At 41.6% G+C, this 15,757-nt stretch carries 24 protein-coding genes; all 24 read left to right on the top strand.

The features are described from left to right. The first annotated feature begins 22 nt into the window (after positions 1-22). Entirely contained in the window at positions 23-772 is a 750-nt protein-coding gene (locus J2Z20_RS06935; protein WP_209846966.1) for an MBL fold metallo-hydrolase, read from the top strand. Positions 773-857: 85 nt separating this feature from the next. Further along, complete coding sequence (locus J2Z20_RS06930) at positions 858-1,322, top strand: hypothetical protein (RefSeq protein WP_209846964.1); 465 nt, start codon at positions 858-860, stop codon at positions 1,320-1,322. A 146-nt stretch (positions 1,323-1,468) separates the two neighbouring features. Beyond that, on the top strand, positions 1,469-1,981 hold the full coding sequence (locus J2Z20_RS06925; RefSeq protein WP_209846961.1) for a GNAT family N-acetyltransferase: 513 nt from the start codon (positions 1,469-1,471) through the stop codon (positions 1,979-1,981). 68 nt (positions 1,982-2,049) lie between these two features. Next, entirely contained in the window at positions 2,050-2,340 is a 291-nt protein-coding gene (locus J2Z20_RS06920; RefSeq protein ID WP_209846958.1) for a GNAT family N-acetyltransferase, read from the top strand. A 26-nt stretch (positions 2,341-2,366) separates the two neighbouring features. After that, a complete protein-coding gene (locus J2Z20_RS06915) occupies positions 2,367-2,507 on the top strand; it encodes a hypothetical protein (RefSeq protein ID WP_209846955.1) in 141 nt (46 codons plus the stop codon). A gap of 223 nt (positions 2,508-2,730) precedes the next feature. Then, complete coding sequence (locus J2Z20_RS06910; protein ID WP_209846941.1) at positions 2,731-3,330, top strand: hypothetical protein; 600 nt, start codon at positions 2,731-2,733, stop codon at positions 3,328-3,330. 234 nt (positions 3,331-3,564) lie between these two features. Then, the gene (fosB, locus tag J2Z20_RS06905) at positions 3,565-3,972 is read left to right on the top strand and encodes a metallothiol transferase FosB (RefSeq protein ID WP_245252063.1); all 408 of its coding nucleotides are present in this window, start codon (positions 3,565-3,567) and stop codon (positions 3,970-3,972) included. A gap of 112 nt (positions 3,973-4,084) precedes the next feature. Next, positions 4,085-4,168, top strand: a complete 84-nt coding sequence (locus tag J2Z20_RS18335; RefSeq protein ID WP_415640005.1) for a putative holin-like toxin — start codon at positions 4,085-4,087, stop codon at positions 4,166-4,168. A gap of 225 nt (positions 4,169-4,393) precedes the next feature. After that, complete coding sequence (locus J2Z20_RS06900; protein ID WP_209846935.1) at positions 4,394-4,882, top strand: GNAT family N-acetyltransferase; 489 nt, start codon at positions 4,394-4,396, stop codon at positions 4,880-4,882. Further along, positions 4,879-5,103 carry a hypothetical protein gene (locus J2Z20_RS06895; protein ID WP_209846932.1) on the top strand — a complete coding sequence of 75 codons (225 nt, stop codon included), beginning with the start codon at positions 4,879-4,881 and terminating at the stop codon, positions 5,101-5,103. Before J2Z20_RS06900 ends, J2Z20_RS06895 begins: the two co-directional genes overlap by 4 nt. 35 nt (positions 5,104-5,138) lie before the next feature. After that, positions 5,139-5,978 carry an aminoglycoside adenylyltransferase domain-containing protein gene (locus J2Z20_RS06890; RefSeq protein WP_209846929.1) on the top strand — a complete coding sequence of 280 codons (840 nt, stop codon included), beginning with the start codon at positions 5,139-5,141 and terminating at the stop codon, positions 5,976-5,978. Further along, complete coding sequence (locus tag J2Z20_RS06885; protein ID WP_209846926.1) at positions 5,975-6,724, top strand: (S)-benzoin forming benzil reductase; 750 nt, start codon at positions 5,975-5,977, stop codon at positions 6,722-6,724. The genes J2Z20_RS06890 and J2Z20_RS06885 overlap by 4 nt, the downstream gene beginning before the upstream one ends. A 15-nt stretch (positions 6,725-6,739) precedes the next feature. Beyond that, entirely contained in the window at positions 6,740-7,261 is a 522-nt protein-coding gene (locus tag J2Z20_RS06880) for a GNAT family N-acetyltransferase (RefSeq protein ID WP_342454272.1), read from the top strand. A 367-nt stretch (positions 7,262-7,628) separates the two neighbouring features. Beyond that, positions 7,629-8,534 carry an aminoglycoside phosphotransferase family protein gene (locus J2Z20_RS06875; protein WP_209846923.1) on the top strand — a complete coding sequence of 302 codons (906 nt, stop codon included), beginning with the start codon at positions 7,629-7,631 and terminating at the stop codon, positions 8,532-8,534. A gap of 182 nt (positions 8,535-8,716) precedes the next feature. After that, on the top strand, positions 8,717-9,715 hold the full coding sequence (locus J2Z20_RS06870; RefSeq protein WP_209846920.1) for a LacI family DNA-binding transcriptional regulator: 999 nt from the start codon (positions 8,717-8,719) through the stop codon (positions 9,713-9,715). A 1-nt stretch (position 9,716) separates the two neighbouring features. Beyond that, on the top strand, positions 9,717-9,842 hold the full coding sequence (locus J2Z20_RS18120; RefSeq protein WP_280921741.1) for a hypothetical protein: 126 nt from the start codon (positions 9,717-9,719) through the stop codon (positions 9,840-9,842). 14 nt (positions 9,843-9,856) lie between these two features. Continuing rightward, a complete protein-coding gene (locus J2Z20_RS06865; RefSeq protein ID WP_342454271.1) occupies positions 9,857-10,060 on the top strand; it encodes a PfkB family carbohydrate kinase in 204 nt (67 codons plus the stop codon). A 3-nt stretch (positions 10,061-10,063) separates the two neighbouring features. Beyond that, the gene (gene rbsD / locus J2Z20_RS06860; RefSeq protein ID WP_209846917.1) at positions 10,064-10,459 is read left to right on the top strand and encodes a D-ribose pyranase; all 396 of its coding nucleotides are present in this window, start codon (positions 10,064-10,066) and stop codon (positions 10,457-10,459) included. 38 nt (positions 10,460-10,497) lie between these two features. Next, the gene (locus tag J2Z20_RS06855; RefSeq protein ID WP_209846915.1) at positions 10,498-12,006 is read left to right on the top strand and encodes a sugar ABC transporter ATP-binding protein; all 1,509 of its coding nucleotides are present in this window, start codon (positions 10,498-10,500) and stop codon (positions 12,004-12,006) included. After that, on the top strand, positions 11,996-12,952 hold the full coding sequence (locus J2Z20_RS06850; RefSeq protein ID WP_209846912.1) for an ABC transporter permease: 957 nt from the start codon (positions 11,996-11,998) through the stop codon (positions 12,950-12,952). The genes J2Z20_RS06855 and J2Z20_RS06850 overlap by 11 nt, the downstream gene beginning before the upstream one ends. Positions 12,953-12,984: 32 nt before the next feature. Then, entirely contained in the window at positions 12,985-13,914 is a 930-nt protein-coding gene (rbsB, locus tag J2Z20_RS06845) for a ribose ABC transporter substrate-binding protein RbsB (RefSeq protein ID WP_209846910.1), read from the top strand. A 142-nt stretch (positions 13,915-14,056) separates the two neighbouring features. Further along, entirely contained in the window at positions 14,057-14,680 is a 624-nt protein-coding gene (gene cdaS / locus J2Z20_RS06840; protein ID WP_209846908.1) for a sporulation-specific diadenylate cyclase CdaS, read from the top strand. Between the two features lie 209 nt (positions 14,681-14,889). Then, the gene (locus J2Z20_RS06835; protein ID WP_209846906.1) at positions 14,890-15,477 is read left to right on the top strand and encodes a hypothetical protein; all 588 of its coding nucleotides are present in this window, start codon (positions 14,890-14,892) and stop codon (positions 15,475-15,477) included. Positions 15,478-15,507: 30 nt separating this feature from the next. After that, entirely contained in the window at positions 15,508-15,693 is a 186-nt protein-coding gene (locus J2Z20_RS06830; RefSeq protein ID WP_209846903.1) for a PhzF family phenazine biosynthesis protein, read from the top strand. The last annotated feature ends 64 nt before the right edge of the window (positions 15,694-15,757 follow it).

The following is a 15,757-nucleotide window of genomic DNA, read 5'->3' as shown; positions in this document are numbered from 1 at the left end:
TTAATTAATGGAGGAATGAACAATGCGAGTAACGAACGGAGTAGAAATGCTTGAGATTTCATCTGAAACGATGGGGAGAGTCAGTTTTATTCACCCCACGTTAATTTGGGATAACGAAATGGCGATCTTGATCGATACGGGCTATTCCCGTCAACTACCCAAATTTCGTGAAGCGTTCGAGAATGCGAATGTTCCATTTGGAAAGCTAAGTAAAATCATTATTACTCACCAAGATTTAGATCATATTGGAAGTTTATCTGATATCGTAAGTGAATCGTCTCGAGAAATAGAGGTACTGGCGAATGAAGTAGAGAAACCATACATCGAGGGTGACAAAAGAATACTTAGATTAACGCCAGAAGCAGTTGCCAAAGCAGAAGCCTCCATTCCGTCTGATGTGCCTGCAGAGTGGCGCAAAGCATTCTTAAGTGTACTTGAAAATCCACCAAAAGGTAGAGTGGACCGAATAATTACAGACGGGGAAGAGTTGCCGTATGGCGGCGGAATTGTTGTCATCAACACTCCAGGTCATACCCCAGGTCATATTAGTCTCTACCACAAACCAAGCAAGACGCTTATTGCTGGAGACGCTATGGTTGTACGAGATAATGAGCTTCAGGGGCCAGATCCGCAGTTTGCTCTAGATAAGGAATTGGCAATCGAATCGTTGAAAAAGTTCACACAGTATGATATCGAAGCAGTCATTTGCTATCATGGCGGTCTGTATAAAGGCGACGCTAACCGGCGTATTGCAGAAATAATAAACGGATAACAGCGAGTTAATATGTTATGTTTTTGATGAAATTGTTCTAATCTTGTGAGGCTTGCTATTGTTTCTTATTGTGGAGGTGAGCGGGTTGAGGCTGATGCCTTGTATACTTCTGTTTATAATAGTTATTTCATTCGGAACGGCTTGCACTGGAATTATGCATAAAGAACTTCCTGACAGTCCGATTAAACCTACCATATCAGTAGGTGATTCTCGTATATCCTATCATATGGGTGCATATTGCTGGACGGGTACGAATTCAAATAGTGGCATTTGCTCAGATCCTCCACATACAGAAACTTTTAATAAAATAATAGAAGGCGATGCCTCGGAAGCTCGTCCAAAGCAAATATTAAACATCAATTTTCCGATTATACCCGACAATTACACCTTATATTTAGAGAATAAAGATGGTACCAGAGAGCAAGTGCAATACAATATTCTGAAGGGCCGTTATAGCTTGCCAAAAGAAAACGGGTACTACCTTTACGTACTGTCAGCCAAATGGGGAGAAAATGACGTTACCTATTACTTTGGCGTAAATGTACGTTAAGGAAGCAGAAGACTCGTTAATCGAAACTAACCACGAAAGGGTTAATATGATGTCTTTACAAATTCGAGAAGCGATCCATAGTGACACTGTGTGAAGGGTATTCACGTTATTCTTTGCCGATATCTATGTGGAAGAGGAGTAGGAGTATGCAAGATACGATCATGAAATCGTCAAGATTACGGTTTAGACCCGCTGCTGAACAAGATTTGGACTTTATTATTGATGCTGAAAATGATGCTGAAAATAGAAATTTCATAAGCCAATGGCCAAGAGAGCAGCATTATAGCAAGATGAATGAGAAGGATTCTTTACATCTAGTGATTGAAGAAATCAGCAGCGGGGAGTCTATTGGTTACATAATCATAAATGGGCTAGATTCACCAAGCAGAAGTATAGAATTAAAAAGGCTCGTCATTACGAAGAAAGAATCAGGCTATGGAAGAGAGGCATTAAAACAGATTAATCAGTGGGCATTTACGGAGCAGAAGGCGCATCGTCTCTGGCTCGATGTACTAAGTAACAATCCAAGAGCAAAGTATTTATATGAATCAGAAGGCTTTGTAGTAGAAGGTACTCAGCGAGAGTGCGTCCTGAAGAATGGCGAGTATTTATCGTTGATGATGATGTCGATACTTGAGAATGAATATAAAGGACTATGAAGCTCATAAGGAGTTTTGCAAATGGTGGTCAGACAATATGATCGAAGGATCTTCATCAGTCAGTTCGTTTGTATTGCTCCGTCTTCAATAGTGAGCCGTGGAACGATCAATGGGATTACGAGTTAGCGAAAGATTTTATTATGGATATCGTTAATACGCCCGGGTTTAAAGGTTATGTTACTGAAGATGACAGTCAAATCGTTGGCCTTGTCCTTGGTCATAGAAAACGTTGGTGGCGGGGAGACATTTATTATTTGAATGAAATGTGCGTCAGCTTGAACCGTCAAGGTGAAGGGATCGGCACGGCTATGATGAAGTTTGTGAAAGAAGATGTGCAGACAAAAAATATAATAACCTAATAAATCAGGGTCAGGAGATGAAGTTTGTGAAAGAAGATGTGCAGACCCAAGGGATGAGAAATATAAGTTTAGTGACAGAACGAAATTTCATGGCCTATGAATTTTACAAAACACTCGGTTTTAAAGAGGCGAAGAATACAAGATTGATGTACATGTTTTTAAAATAGCAGGAAGTGTCCCTTTATTAGGGGCATTTTTTGTTTTTCAATACATTATTTGTAACTTCAAACTTCCTTTCACGTTATACATATATAAAAGATCAATTCGGGGAAGCAAAGCTCTCGTTTTTTCTATTCAGTCGTGCAGCTGTGCTGTTCGTTGAATTTTTCCTGCTAATGATGTTCATTGATTTATTTCGTTGAGATGCCGAGCGATAAGTGGGAGGTGCATATGAAAAAGTTAATAATTCTTTTGTTTACTTTTCTTGTGATAACGGGTTGTGAGGATACGAAAAGCAAAGAATTAACGGTTATTGAAGAGGGAGTCCAAGATCCAAAGGGTATTCATATTGAACCATTAGATTTGAAGGGTGAAGAATATGCCATTGTAAAAGCTACTGGCGTATTAAATTCAATGATTTTTACGATTGATCATGATGATGCCGCTAAACAATCCGTGAAGTTATGGATAGACCATTATAAGGATGGGGAATTCAAGGGAACAATGACCGAGCTTGAATCGATGGTATCACCCGAAGCTCAAACTTCAAAAATATACTTAAGCATTATGGATATTGATTCCAAACAAGAAATATGGACACTAGCGTTAAGAGAAGGTGGAAATGTTACCAGCAGTAAAATGTTACAAAATAGGGGTGATATGATGATTACAGTGACTCGTACTCTACAATCCATAACGATTCAAAATGGTGAGGCTGCAAGTATAGGTGTTTTTGTACGAGGTAAGAATTCCACGATTTCCAGTGATGATTTTGAAGGAATGATTAAGCAAAATGATGAAGTTTTTGTGCTGAACTGTGGTTTTAAATAAGAAAGGGGATAGTGGATTGAACAGGTCATGGTATAGGTAAAAAATTATAGATTGAGTGCGAACAATGGGCCAAGAGCATAGGGGCGATTGCCATCGCAGTAAATAGTGGAAACCGTGAAGAACGAAGAGACGCGCATCAATTTTACATGAGATCAGGGTATGAACATCGATCTTTAGGGTTTGCGAAAACATTAGTGTGAAAGAGAAGAGGGGCTTCGTGTGCAAATTCAAGGTATGAATCATATATGTTTTTCTGTTTCTGATTTAGAGCGATCGATATCGTTCTATGAACAAGTGTTTGGAGCAAGGCTTCTTGTCAAAGGCAGAAAGCTGGCTTATTTCGATTTGGCGGGCATGTGGATTGCACTTAATGTGGAAGAAGATATTCCTAGAAATGAAATTCAGTATTCGTACACCCATATTGCATTTTCGGTCAGTGATGAAGAATTTGATCTTTTCAAAGAAAATCTGATGAGGCTCAGGGTTCACATTTTACCAGGAAGGGAGCGGGATTTGCGGGATAAGAAATCGATCTATTTTACCGACCCAGATGGGCATAAATTCGAATTTCATACCGGGAACTTACAAGACCGAGTGGATTATTACCGAAGTGAGAAAGATCATATGATTTTCTTGGATTAAAGCGAAGTGCGAAAATATGTTCGCTAAAAACAGTAAATATATGGTATGATATGAACGCAATAGAATAGGCTCTCAAGGGTGGTTGGCCCATCTCCTGAATGGAGGTGATGCCATGACAGTGTATGAGGCACTAAGTCTGATGATAGCTTTCGGAATTTTAGTGATTGCGTTACTGTCCTTCCATAAAAAAAAGTAGACCCCCTTGAGCTTTGAAGAGCAGGGAGGTCTACTTCTTGTCCTTTAAATAGCCGATCGCCCTTGAAGGCAATCTGTTGCAAGACTGTAGATGTAAGCGCATCTGCGGTCTTTTATCAGTTTATTCGAAATAAATGATGATATACGCTGTTTCTACAAAAACTTTACCACAATTAATAACAAATTGGAAGTTATAACCTGGCTTTGGTAGAATCGAGGAAATGACATGAAACGAATCCGAGAATTACAAGAAGCAGAAGAGAAGCCGCTTGATCTTTGGCTACTCGCTGATCCTGAATTGCAAGTGGTTCAAAGCTATATGGACCGCAGTTTATGTTATGTATTAGAGCTGGACGGTTCCGCTGTGGGACAGTATTTGCTTTTGCCGACTAGACCGATGACGGTGGAGCTTGTGAACGTTGCTGTTGCAGAGTCCATGCATGGAAGAGGGTATGGCAAAGAGCTTGTACAGCATGCAGTCGAAACTGCCAAACGATTAGGTTATCACACGATTGAAGTGGGGACAGGGAATTCAAGTATTGGTCAACTGGCTCTTTATCAAAAATGCGGGTTTCGAATATGCGGGGTAGATCAAGACTTTTTCATTAGACATTATTCAGAGCCTATATATGAGAATGGTATACAATGCCGGGATATGATCCGATTACAACAAGATCTGACTTCATATACATGTGAAAAGGGTGAACGGAAATGATTGAGATACGCGAACTGAACGCAAATGACGTAACGGAAGCAGAATGTGCTGATTTATATGAAATGATCTTGGAAATAGGACGAGGGCAGAACGGCTTTGTAAATAGTTTATACGCTGATGAGTTCATCTGTTTTCAAGTAGAGCGTAACGTGCATGTATCCAAAGGTATTGATCTTCCGTCTGGACAAGCGATGGGCATTGCAAGTATTGGGTTGCGCTAGACCAACATAACAGTATATGAAGGATGGAGAGAGCGATGGAAGTCAATTTGCATCCCCGAATTAATCATATAATTGATACCTATTTGTCTAAGGTTAATCAAGTGAAGCCAGGGCTCATTAAAGGTTTCTATTTGTACGGCTCTATCGCATTAGGGGATTATTCACTAGAGCTTAGTGATATTGATTTCATTACGGTTACCGATGAAAGGTTACATGAAGAAGATTTGGTCATCCTAGAAGGCATCCATCAAGAGATTGAGCGTACGCATAAGAAACCCAATATGAATGGAATTTATTTGACTTGGAGTGAGTTGGGGAAATTGTCTGATTCGATCCAACCATTCCCGTATTATATGGACGGTGTTATGCACCGAGCAGGTTATTTTGAACTCAATTTAGTGACTTGGTATGAGTTAAAGCATCATGGAATCCGATTTGTTGGGCCTGAAATTGAACAATTAGATCTGAATGTAGATATGGAATTGTTCTATGCCAATATGCATGAGAACTTAAATGCGTACTGGGCGGGTTGGATCGATAGAGCATCTAGAGTGTTGTCACCGTATTCGTACTCCGCCTATTTTCGTAGGCAAGATATGGAATGGGGAGTTCTTGGGATTACTAGATTGTTCTATACTTTTCGGGAGAGGAAGATTACGAGTAAACGGCTGGCAGGTGAATATGCATTAACAGTTGTCCCTGAGCGCTGGCACAAAATTATTCAAGAATCGATAAATGTAAGAAGAGGTGTGAGGCGATCGCTATACGTTTCCCGTATGAAGCGCAAGTCAGATGCTTTAGGATATATGCGATATATATTAGAACAATGCAATCAAACGATACATAAGCAGCAAGAGGAGGACACAAGAAAATGAATTATTATATAGTTACTGGAACATCACAGGGTCTTGGTGAGGCGATTGCTAGACAACTGTTATCGAAGGGGAATCACGTCTTCTGTATTTCGCGAAGTGAGAATAAAGATTTAATGGAAGCGGCGCAAGGAGAAGGGGTGGAACTTGAATATTACAATTTTGATCTATCTAACGTAGATCGTATTGATGCACTGATGAATAATATTTTTGGCAAAATTAGCAAGGAATATATCGAATCAATTGCACTCATTAACAATGCAGGTGTTGTTACGCCGATGAAACCGATCGAGCTATGCAATAGCGAGGAAATAATTCAGAACATTCAGGTCAATCTAACCGCTCCAATGCTGCTTACTTCGGCTTTTGTGTCTCATCTGGATCATGTGAAAGCGGATAAGAGAGTGATTAATATTTCATCTGGAGCCGGCAAGAAGCCGTATTTTGGCTGGAGTAACTATTGCAGTGCCAAAGCGGGTATCGATATGTTTACTAGAACAGTTGCTCTAGAACAGGAACACAAGGAATATCCGGTCAAAATCATTTCTTTCGCGCCAGGAGTCGTCGATACAGCGATGCAAGGCAAGATCCGTAAGTCATCAAAAGACAACTTCAAAGATTTAGATCGTTTCATCAAGATGAAGGATGATGGCGCTTTATACACTCCACAATATGTGGCTGAATATGTACTGCAGCTGCTAACACAAGATCTGGTCGGAGGGGAAATACTCGATATTAGAAATATGTAGCGGGGTGAATGGTGTATGGAAATGCAAATACGAACCGAACAGCCTAAGGATTATGCTGCAGTATACGAAATAAATAGAGCAGCATTCGGAAATCGGGATGACGAGGCAGAGTTAGTTGAGAGAATTAGATTATCAGAAGGGTTTATTCCAGAGTTGTCTATTATTGCGGAGGTGGATGGGGAAATTGTAGGTCATCTGCTTCTTAGTAAGGCAACCGTTGTCGGGGAGACAATGGAGAAAGAGGTTATCGTTCTAGCACCGATTGCAGTAAAGCCGGAATATCAGAAACAAGGGGTTGGCAGCAAGCTGATCGCTGAGGGCTTGTCAAGATGCAAAGCGCTGGGCTACGGTCTTGTACTGCTCATTGGTCACCCAAGCTATTATCCTAAGTTTGGATTTAAGCCTGCCAGAGCATATGGTCTCGAATTGAAGAAATTCCAAGTGCCTGATGATGTGTTTATGGTGTGTGAGTTAATAGAGGGAACGCTAAGTCATACGGAGGGTGAACTTTTTTATCCAAAAGCATTTTTTGTATGAAAAAAAAGATGAGGTAATCGCATATGAATCACTTATTACTGCTTGCTCAGCAAAAAGCAGAGGAATCACCCTGAAATTCAGCTCAGAAAAATACAGTATTACAGCAAACGAAGGAACTTCTCAGGTTGTGCGAACTAAACAGCCTTTAAAGTTGTTAATTAGAGTAGTTGATTAATTTAGTACGGTGACAACTTTTAAAAAGGGATGATCATTTTGATACGTTTTGACTTTATTGGTATTTTTATGGTTTTACTTCATTTTTCCCTTATGTTCTTAGGTGTTTTTGGTTTAGTTGTACTTATTAAACTGATGCTGCGAGGCATCAAAGCTCTTGATATCTACATAGACAAGAACTCGCATACACATCATGAATAACTTAATGAAAGACATCCCTCGGCTCAATGGAAGCAGAATCACCCCTATTGAGAAGGGCTACTCAACTGACAAAAAATATCTTGTTGAGTATAGTGATGGCCGAAAAGAGCTGCTAAAACTGTTTGACATTAGTGAGCTAGATGCGAAGAAGCAAGAGTACTCTATATTGGAGCAGATGATTGGGCTTGATGTTAAATGCTCACTACCCATTGATATTGGCGAATTGGAGTCATCTCCATTAGGCTATATGCTGCTTAGCTATGTGGATGGGCAAGACGCATTAGAGGTACTTCCTGCATACTCGGAATCGGTGCAATATATGATTGGACTGGAAGCGGGTCAGCAACTGCGGAAAATACACCAATTAGAAGCTCCTCAGGAAATACCCTCTTGGTATGAGCGAAAAATAGCGAAGCATCGACGTTATGTCGATAGATATTATCAATGTGGAATACGCGTAATTCATGATAATAAGCTGCTTTCTTTCATTGACAGGCATGCTGACCTTATGAAAGATCGGCCGAATTTATTCCAGCATGACGATTTTCATGTAGGTAACCTGATTGTTAAAGATGAAGTGCTATCCGGAGTTATTGATTTTAATCGCTATGATTGGGGAGACCCGATACATGAATTCCTTAAAGTCGGCATGTTCAGCAGCGAGGTAAGCGTCCCTTTCGCGAATGGACAAATTGCAGGGTATTTCAATGGGGAAGAGCCGGGCGAGGAGTTTTGGGTGCTGTATTCCTTGTACATGGCTATGAGTGTATTATCATCTGTCGTGTGGATTCAGAAGGTCAGTCCGGATGAGCTGGATTTCATGCTTGATCGATTAAACCGAGTGATTCAAGATCATAATGATTTTGATTCGGTTAGACCGAAGTGGTTTGGTAATTAATTATTACATAACTTACAAAGTTGCTTTCTCCTAGAGGGATAGCGGCTTTTTTTGATTATGGAAATCTTATCATAAAATCATCTTGTGAACTGGAAAATTTTGCGATATATTCAGTGTGGAACCGGTACCATAACTGGGTTTTACTCATAGTAAGCACACACGTGCACGAAGGGATTAATTTCATGGCGACGATTCGCGATGTGGCTAAGTTGGCTGGCGTATCCGTATCTACGATTTCACGTTATTTGAACAAAAGCGGGTATGTGAACTCGGAAACAGAACAGAACATTAAAGCTGCAATTGACAAATTAAAGTACGAACCGAGTGTAGTCGCTAGAGGGCTCGCCGGTAAGCAAACTAATACGATAGCACTTATTCTTCCTGATATTTCGAACTTGTTCTTTTCGGATTTGGCAAGAGCGGTTGAGGATGTCGCATCCACATATGGCTATACCGTTATTTTTTGTAATACGGATGACCAAGGGGGGAAGGAAAGAAATTATATTGAAGTGCTGAAGAAGAAATACATAGATGGCTTTATTTTTGCTTCGAATACACTCACTCATGAAGATACAGAAGCATTGCACAAGCGAAGTATTCCTTATGTATGCTTAGACCGGGGACCAAGCGATGAGCTGTCTAGTGTTGTTCGATCCAAAAACTTGGAAGGCGCTAAGATGGCAGTGCTGCATTTGTTAGAAATGGGGTATACCAAAATTGCACATATTCATGGACCTCAACATTCAATTACGGCAAAAGATAGATTGGCCGGCTATGAAGAGTCTGTGCGAGGATTTGCATGGTATTCACCAACGCTAATGGAAGCAGGCGACTTCCGAATGGCTAGCGGGATGAAAGCTGCTGAAGAACTGCTTAGACGCCATCCTGATATTGATGCTATCTTTGCCGGCAATGACCTGATGGCGATTGGAGCACTGAAGGTGCTGCACCGAATGGGAATTAAGGTAGGCGAACAAGTCGGTGTTTGCGGGTTCGACGGCATACAAACGACAGAAATAACAGAACCCGAATTAACGACGATCGCTCAGCCTATCTATGACATGGGGGCACTAATCACCAGAATTCTTATTAAAAAGATTGAAGGTTCATTAGTTGAAGATCAGATTTATGAACTGGACGTTTCATTAATGGCTAGAGCATCTACATACAGAAGGAGATAATATGAAAAATCCGTACAAACAATTCAGGAAAACGGTTGTTTTCAACCCGGCCCCAGCGCAGAAATTGCCTGATGAGATTTGTGGATATATCGACTATATTACGCCAAACCGTACAGAACTAAGCTGATACCTGGATATAAGGTGCCTGTAGTAGATACGACTGGAGCGGGTGATTGTTATAATGCGGCTTTAGCCTTTTCGATTGCAAGCAGCGAAGAACTAGAGGAGTCGGCCCTATTTGCAGCCCAAGTATCCGCACTTGCAGTAACCAAATTTGGTGCACAGACCGGGATGCCTACAATGGAGGAAGTCATCAGTTTCAGGGCAGCACTCAGGGGGAATTGAAGCATGAAAAAAATTGGGATCATTAACAGTGAATTGCCCAGGCTCATCAGTGAGCTTGGACACACAGATACGATTGTAATCGCAGACAGCGGCTTGCCGATTCCAAGCGATGTGAAGCGCATTGATCCTGCCTTAAACAAGGGCGTGCCTGGGTTTATCGAAACACTTGAAACGAATTTGGAAGAGATGCAAGTAGAGCAGTTTATCGTTGCTGAAGAAATGAAGGAGGTCAGCGTAGAACTCTTCCGTGAGACGAAGCAAACTTTGCAAGGAGTGCCTATTAGAATTATGAATCATGAACAGTTCAAACAATTAACGCATCAAGCAAAGGCGATTATTCGTACAGGGGAATTCACTCCGTATGCCAATATCATTTTACAGGCGGGGGTCACTTTTTAGTAAGTTAAAATGAATGCGCTTTCGAAAGAGGGTAGAACATGACAGCACAACTGTTAGAGATGAGAGACATTAGCAAGAGTTTCTCCGCCGTCAAAGTCTTGGATCAAGTGCAATTCGATTTAGAAGCCGGTGAAGTGCACGCACTCATGGGTGAGAATGGTGCTGGCAAATCTACATTGATGAAAATATTAAATGGTGTTTATACGAAGGACAGCGGCACCGTCACGGTAAAAGGTAAAGTCCAGGACATGAACTCACCATCAGAAGCTCAGAACTTAAAAATTGCAATGATCCATCAAGAGCTTAACTTGATTCCGCATCTGACGGTGATGGAGAACATTTTTCTAGGACGCGAGTTTACGTATGGCTCAACTGGACTCATTCACTGGAAGAAGATGAAGCAAGAGGCGGATCGTTATTTATCTCAGCTCGGTCTTCAAATTGACCCAACGACATTAACGAGTGAACTGTCCGTCGGACAGCAGCAAATGGTTGAGATTGCTAAGGCTCTCTCGATGAATACGGAAATACTCGTGCTTGATGAGCCAACGGCAGCTTTAACAAATCGAGAAATAGATGCGCTATTTGATGTAATCGCTTCCCTGAAGGTGAAGGGAGTCGGCATGATCTATATTTCCCACCGAATGGAAGAGATATTCCGCATTTGTGATCGGGTTACTGTAATGCGAGATGGCAAATATGTAGGGACCAAGCGTGTCAGTGAGACGAGTATGGATGAAATCGTAAAAATGATGGTCGGCCGTGAAATTACAGATCGTTTTCCGAAAATCGATATTGAGTTTGGAGCCGAAAAATTAAAAGTAGAAGGCCTCACACTGAAAGGCAAGCTGCACAACATCTTCTTCTCTATCCGTGCTGGTGAAATCGTTGCTTTAGCTGGACTCATGGGAGCCGGAAGAACTGAACTCGCCAAAGTGTTGTTCGGGGTTACGCCCGCTGATCAAGGTGTCATTACTGTAAGCAGCAAACAAGTCAACATTCGAAAACCTATTGAAGCCATTCAGGCAGGTATTGCTCTCGTTACAGAAGACCGTAAAGATGAAGGACTACTGCTTCCAATGTCGGTTTCGCATAACATCGCGCTGCCAAATTTGCTGGCCGTTTCGAAGTTTGGATTTATGAGTAAAGCTCGGAATGAAGAATTGACTGACAAAATGATGAAGCAGCTGCATATTAAAGCATTGAGTGCGAACCAATCTGTGGGGTCCTTAAGCGGAGGCAATCAACAAAAAGTAGTCATAGGAAAATGGCTTGCCACAAATCCAGAACTGCTTATCTTGGATGAACCAACTAGGGGCGTTGACATCGGGGCGAAAAAAGAAATTTATGACTTGATGAACCAACTCGCGAGACAAGGTGTAGCTATTTTGATGATATCGTCAGAGCTTCCAGAAGTCATGGGAATGAGTGACCGCATCCTTGTTATGCACGAGGGACGGATCACAGGACATTTTACAAGAGAAGAAGCCACTCAAGAGAAAATCATGTTTGCTGCAACCGGGGGAGGGAATCGTGATGCAAGCTGAAGTCAAAGCGAACCATAAAATGAAATTCGTCAAATTTCAAAGCCTTGGCACCTTAGTCGGGTTGCTGCTATTATTCATTGTTCTGTCATTTGCCTCAGATAACTTCCTCACAGTGAATAACTTACTTAATGTGTTTCGCCAAATTTCAATTAATGCTTTCATCGCATTTGGGATGACTTTTGTGATTCTGACGGGGGGAATTGACCTTTCAGTTGGATCAATTCTCGCGTTATCGAGTGCGGTTACTGCAGGTCTAATGGCAGGTGGAATGGATACTTGGCTGTCCGTTCTTATTGGGCTGATCACTGGCGGGCTGATGGGTGCTTTGAATGGTGTGCTCATAGCAAAAGGAAGATTAGCTCCGTTTATCGTTACACTTGGTACGATGACCGTATTTCGCGGATTAACCCTGGTGTATACCGACGGTAAACCGATTACAGGTCTAAATGACAATTTTGCTATTTTCGGAAAAGGGTATTTCCTGCAAATACCGATGCCAATCATTTGGATGGTCGTTGCATTTGCAGTGTTATACATTATTTTGAAACATACTACTTTCGGCAGACGCGTATACGCGATCGGCAGTAATGAGGAGGCGACGTGGCTCTCAGGAATTAGTACGACAAAGGTTAAAATTTTCGTGTACTCGATCAGTGGTTTACTCGCCGCGATGAGCGGCATGATTCTAACCTCTCGTTTGGATTCTGCTCAGCCGACTGCAGGGACAGCTTATGAGATGGACGCGATTGCGTCCGTTGTGCTTGGCGGTACGAGTTTATCCGGAGGCAGAGGTTGGATTGTGGGTACGCTGATTGGGGCAATCATCATCGGAGTGCTTAACAACGGGCTTAATCTATTAAATGTTTCTTCGTTCTATCAACAGGTGGTAAAGGGGATTGTCATATTAATTGCAGTGTTGCTGGACCGTTCTAAAAAGAGTAATTAACGATTTTAAATCTATATTAAGGAGGATTTTATATGAAAAAATGGTCTATCGTTTCGGTGTTGCTTGCGTTATTCCTAATCCTTTCGGCATGTTCGACTGAAAAGGATTCCGGTACAGCTAAAAGCGCCGGTTCTTCAGGTGGCAAGATTAAAATCGGTCTAGCGATCTCAACACAAAATAATCCATTCTTTGTTACCTTGAAAGAAGGTGCACAGGCAGCTGCAGATAAAGCTGGCGCTGAGCTCATCGTACTTGATGCACAAGATGATACGGCTAAACAAATTAGCAATGTTGAAGATTTGATTGAGCAAAAAGTTAATGTCATCCTAATTAACCCAACGGATAGTGATGCGGTTGTGACAGCTGTTGAATCTGCGAATAAAGCGAATATTCCGGTCATTACCGTTGACCGTGCTGCAAATGGCGGTAAAGTTGTGTCTCATATTGCTTCCGATAATGTTAAAGGCGGGCAAATGGCGGGTGACTACATTCTCGAGCTTCTAGGCGGCAAAGGAAACATAACCGAGCTTCAAGGTATCGCAGGAACGTCTGCTGCACGCGATCGTGGAGATGGCTTTCACAAAGCTGTAGATAATAAAGACGGAGTTAAAGTTGTAGCATCTCAGCCTGCTGACTTTGACCGAGCGAAAGGTTTGACGGTTATGGAGAACATTTTGCAAAGTAACTCCGATATTCAGGCTGTCTTTGCGCACAATGACGAAATGGCTTTAGGTGCATTACAAGCGCTTGATTCCTTTGGTAAAAAAGATGTTATTGTGGTGGGCTTTGATGCGACTGATGATGCTGTCAAAGCGGTTAACGAAGGTAAACTAGCAGGTACAATCGCACAAAAACCTAAATTGATCGGTGAAAAAGCAGTAGAAACAGCTATTAAAGTGGCTAATGGTGAAACGGTAGAAAGCAGCATTCCAGTTGAATTGGAACTTATAAAGAAACAATAAATCATACTGGATAAAATAAGCGACTAGGTTTCCGGTAAAATATCGGAATGACTTAGTCGCTTTGTTGTAACTGCATATCTTTTACACAATGAGGAGAAAGTAATATGGGAAATGATTCATGCCGCAGGGAGGTGCAATCGTTATGAAGATTGAAGACATTGGACTATCTTCGTCTATGAAAACTCAATTGAAGGTGTACCTCCAAAGAATTTCCAGTGAGATCGGGAATATACTTGATACGATTGATGAAAAAGAATGCTGTATACTTTCCGAATTTGAGCAAGTCCATAAAATATTCTCGGATCTGCAGATGACTGCGGCTTCATATTATTTAAACTCGTACCTCTCACCGTACAGTGATTGCTATCAAGATTTATCCACTGCCGTTCAGCATTTTTCGGAACGGAAACACGGGGCGATCATCGCCGTTCAGCGTGAAAATTCACTTCGTCCATATATGCATTCAGGCATTCCTGTAGGCGCCAAAGTAACTTATTCCCTTCTTGAGTCTATTTTTTATCCGGGAGGACCGCTCCATGACGGAGCTGTACTTATAGAAAGAAATGAGATCGTATCGGCAGGCAACGTCCTTCCTTTATCTCAGTCAAGCACACTGAGCAGGAAACTGGGCACAAGACATCGTGCAGCCTTAGGTCTATCCGAAGTCAGTGACGCGCTGATTCTTGTTGTGTCTGAAGAAACGGGTAAAGTTTCTTTTGCCATTGACGGCAATCTGTACCCCATTCGTCCAGGAGGATACGAATAATTCTCTTTGAACGATCAACTTGTTTTATGGTATAACTAATTATACACCCAGAATTTACCTCACTGTTCATTTGGCTTCTGTTTATCGCCACGCTCTCAATTATTCATTACATTCGCAAATCCCAATTCCACACATCAATTACTCCATTCATACAAGTTGGCTCTCATTCTAGAGGCTTGATCGCCTCAAGCTTACAAAGGGGAAGTTAGATGAAAGGGACAATGCTAGTATTGAAATCTACCATAATTATTGCGCTTATATTTATTTTATTGTTTGGGCATTCAACTTACACGTCTGCTTGTTCATGTGCCGTATCACCTTCTGTCTCAGGCGAGTTTCAGATGCAAACAGCTGTTTTTTCAGGAAAAGTGGTATCCATAGCCCTGCCCAACACGGTGATGAAATCCACTGCGGATCCTATTCAAGTGAATTTTGAAGTTTTCGAAGTGTGGAAAGGCGATGTCGGGCGGAAAATTTCCATCACGACTGCTCGGGACAGCGCTAGCTGTGGATTCGATTTCGTAGAAGGACAGCAATATCTCGTCTATGCTGGCGGTGAACCAAATCATCCGCAAGTTTTACTTTGCGGTAGAACGATCGAGCTTTCTGCGGCTGAAGAGGATTTACATATACTAGGCAAAGGTATGGCACCATCCGAAAATGGTTCTGCTGTGTCTGATACTATAGAATCCTCTCCCTTGCATCATATACTTACAATTGTCCTTAACTCCATTTTGGGATTAGGTATATTGGGGTTAGCGCTCTATGTTGCTTTAAAAGTTAGAAAATATCATTAGTCGAAAACTATACTTAGGAGTGAATGAACGATGAAGAAAGTTGAAGTTCTCCATTATGATGCTTTCTCGTCGATTCCAAATCAGGGCAATCGAGCGGGTGTTGTTTTAAAGGGTAATGAGCTCAGTTTGGGAGATATGCAGGAGATTGCTGCGAAAGTAGGGTTTAATGAGCGTTTCCCAAGTCTATTAGCGGAAAATACGAAATCGTCTAAGTAAATTTGCTGAAATGAAGCCAATAAATGAGCGTTATCGATTCGAGGTTGAATATAGCCAGTAGTTG

It is taken from the genome of Paenibacillus sediminis, assembly GCF_017873765.1.
In the GTDB taxonomy this organism is placed as follows: domain Bacteria; phylum Bacillota; class Bacilli; order Paenibacillales; family Paenibacillaceae; genus Paenibacillus_AG; species Paenibacillus_AG sediminis.
Note: the sequence above shows the minus strand (reverse complement) of the source record. Positions and strands in the feature narration are given on the sequence as shown.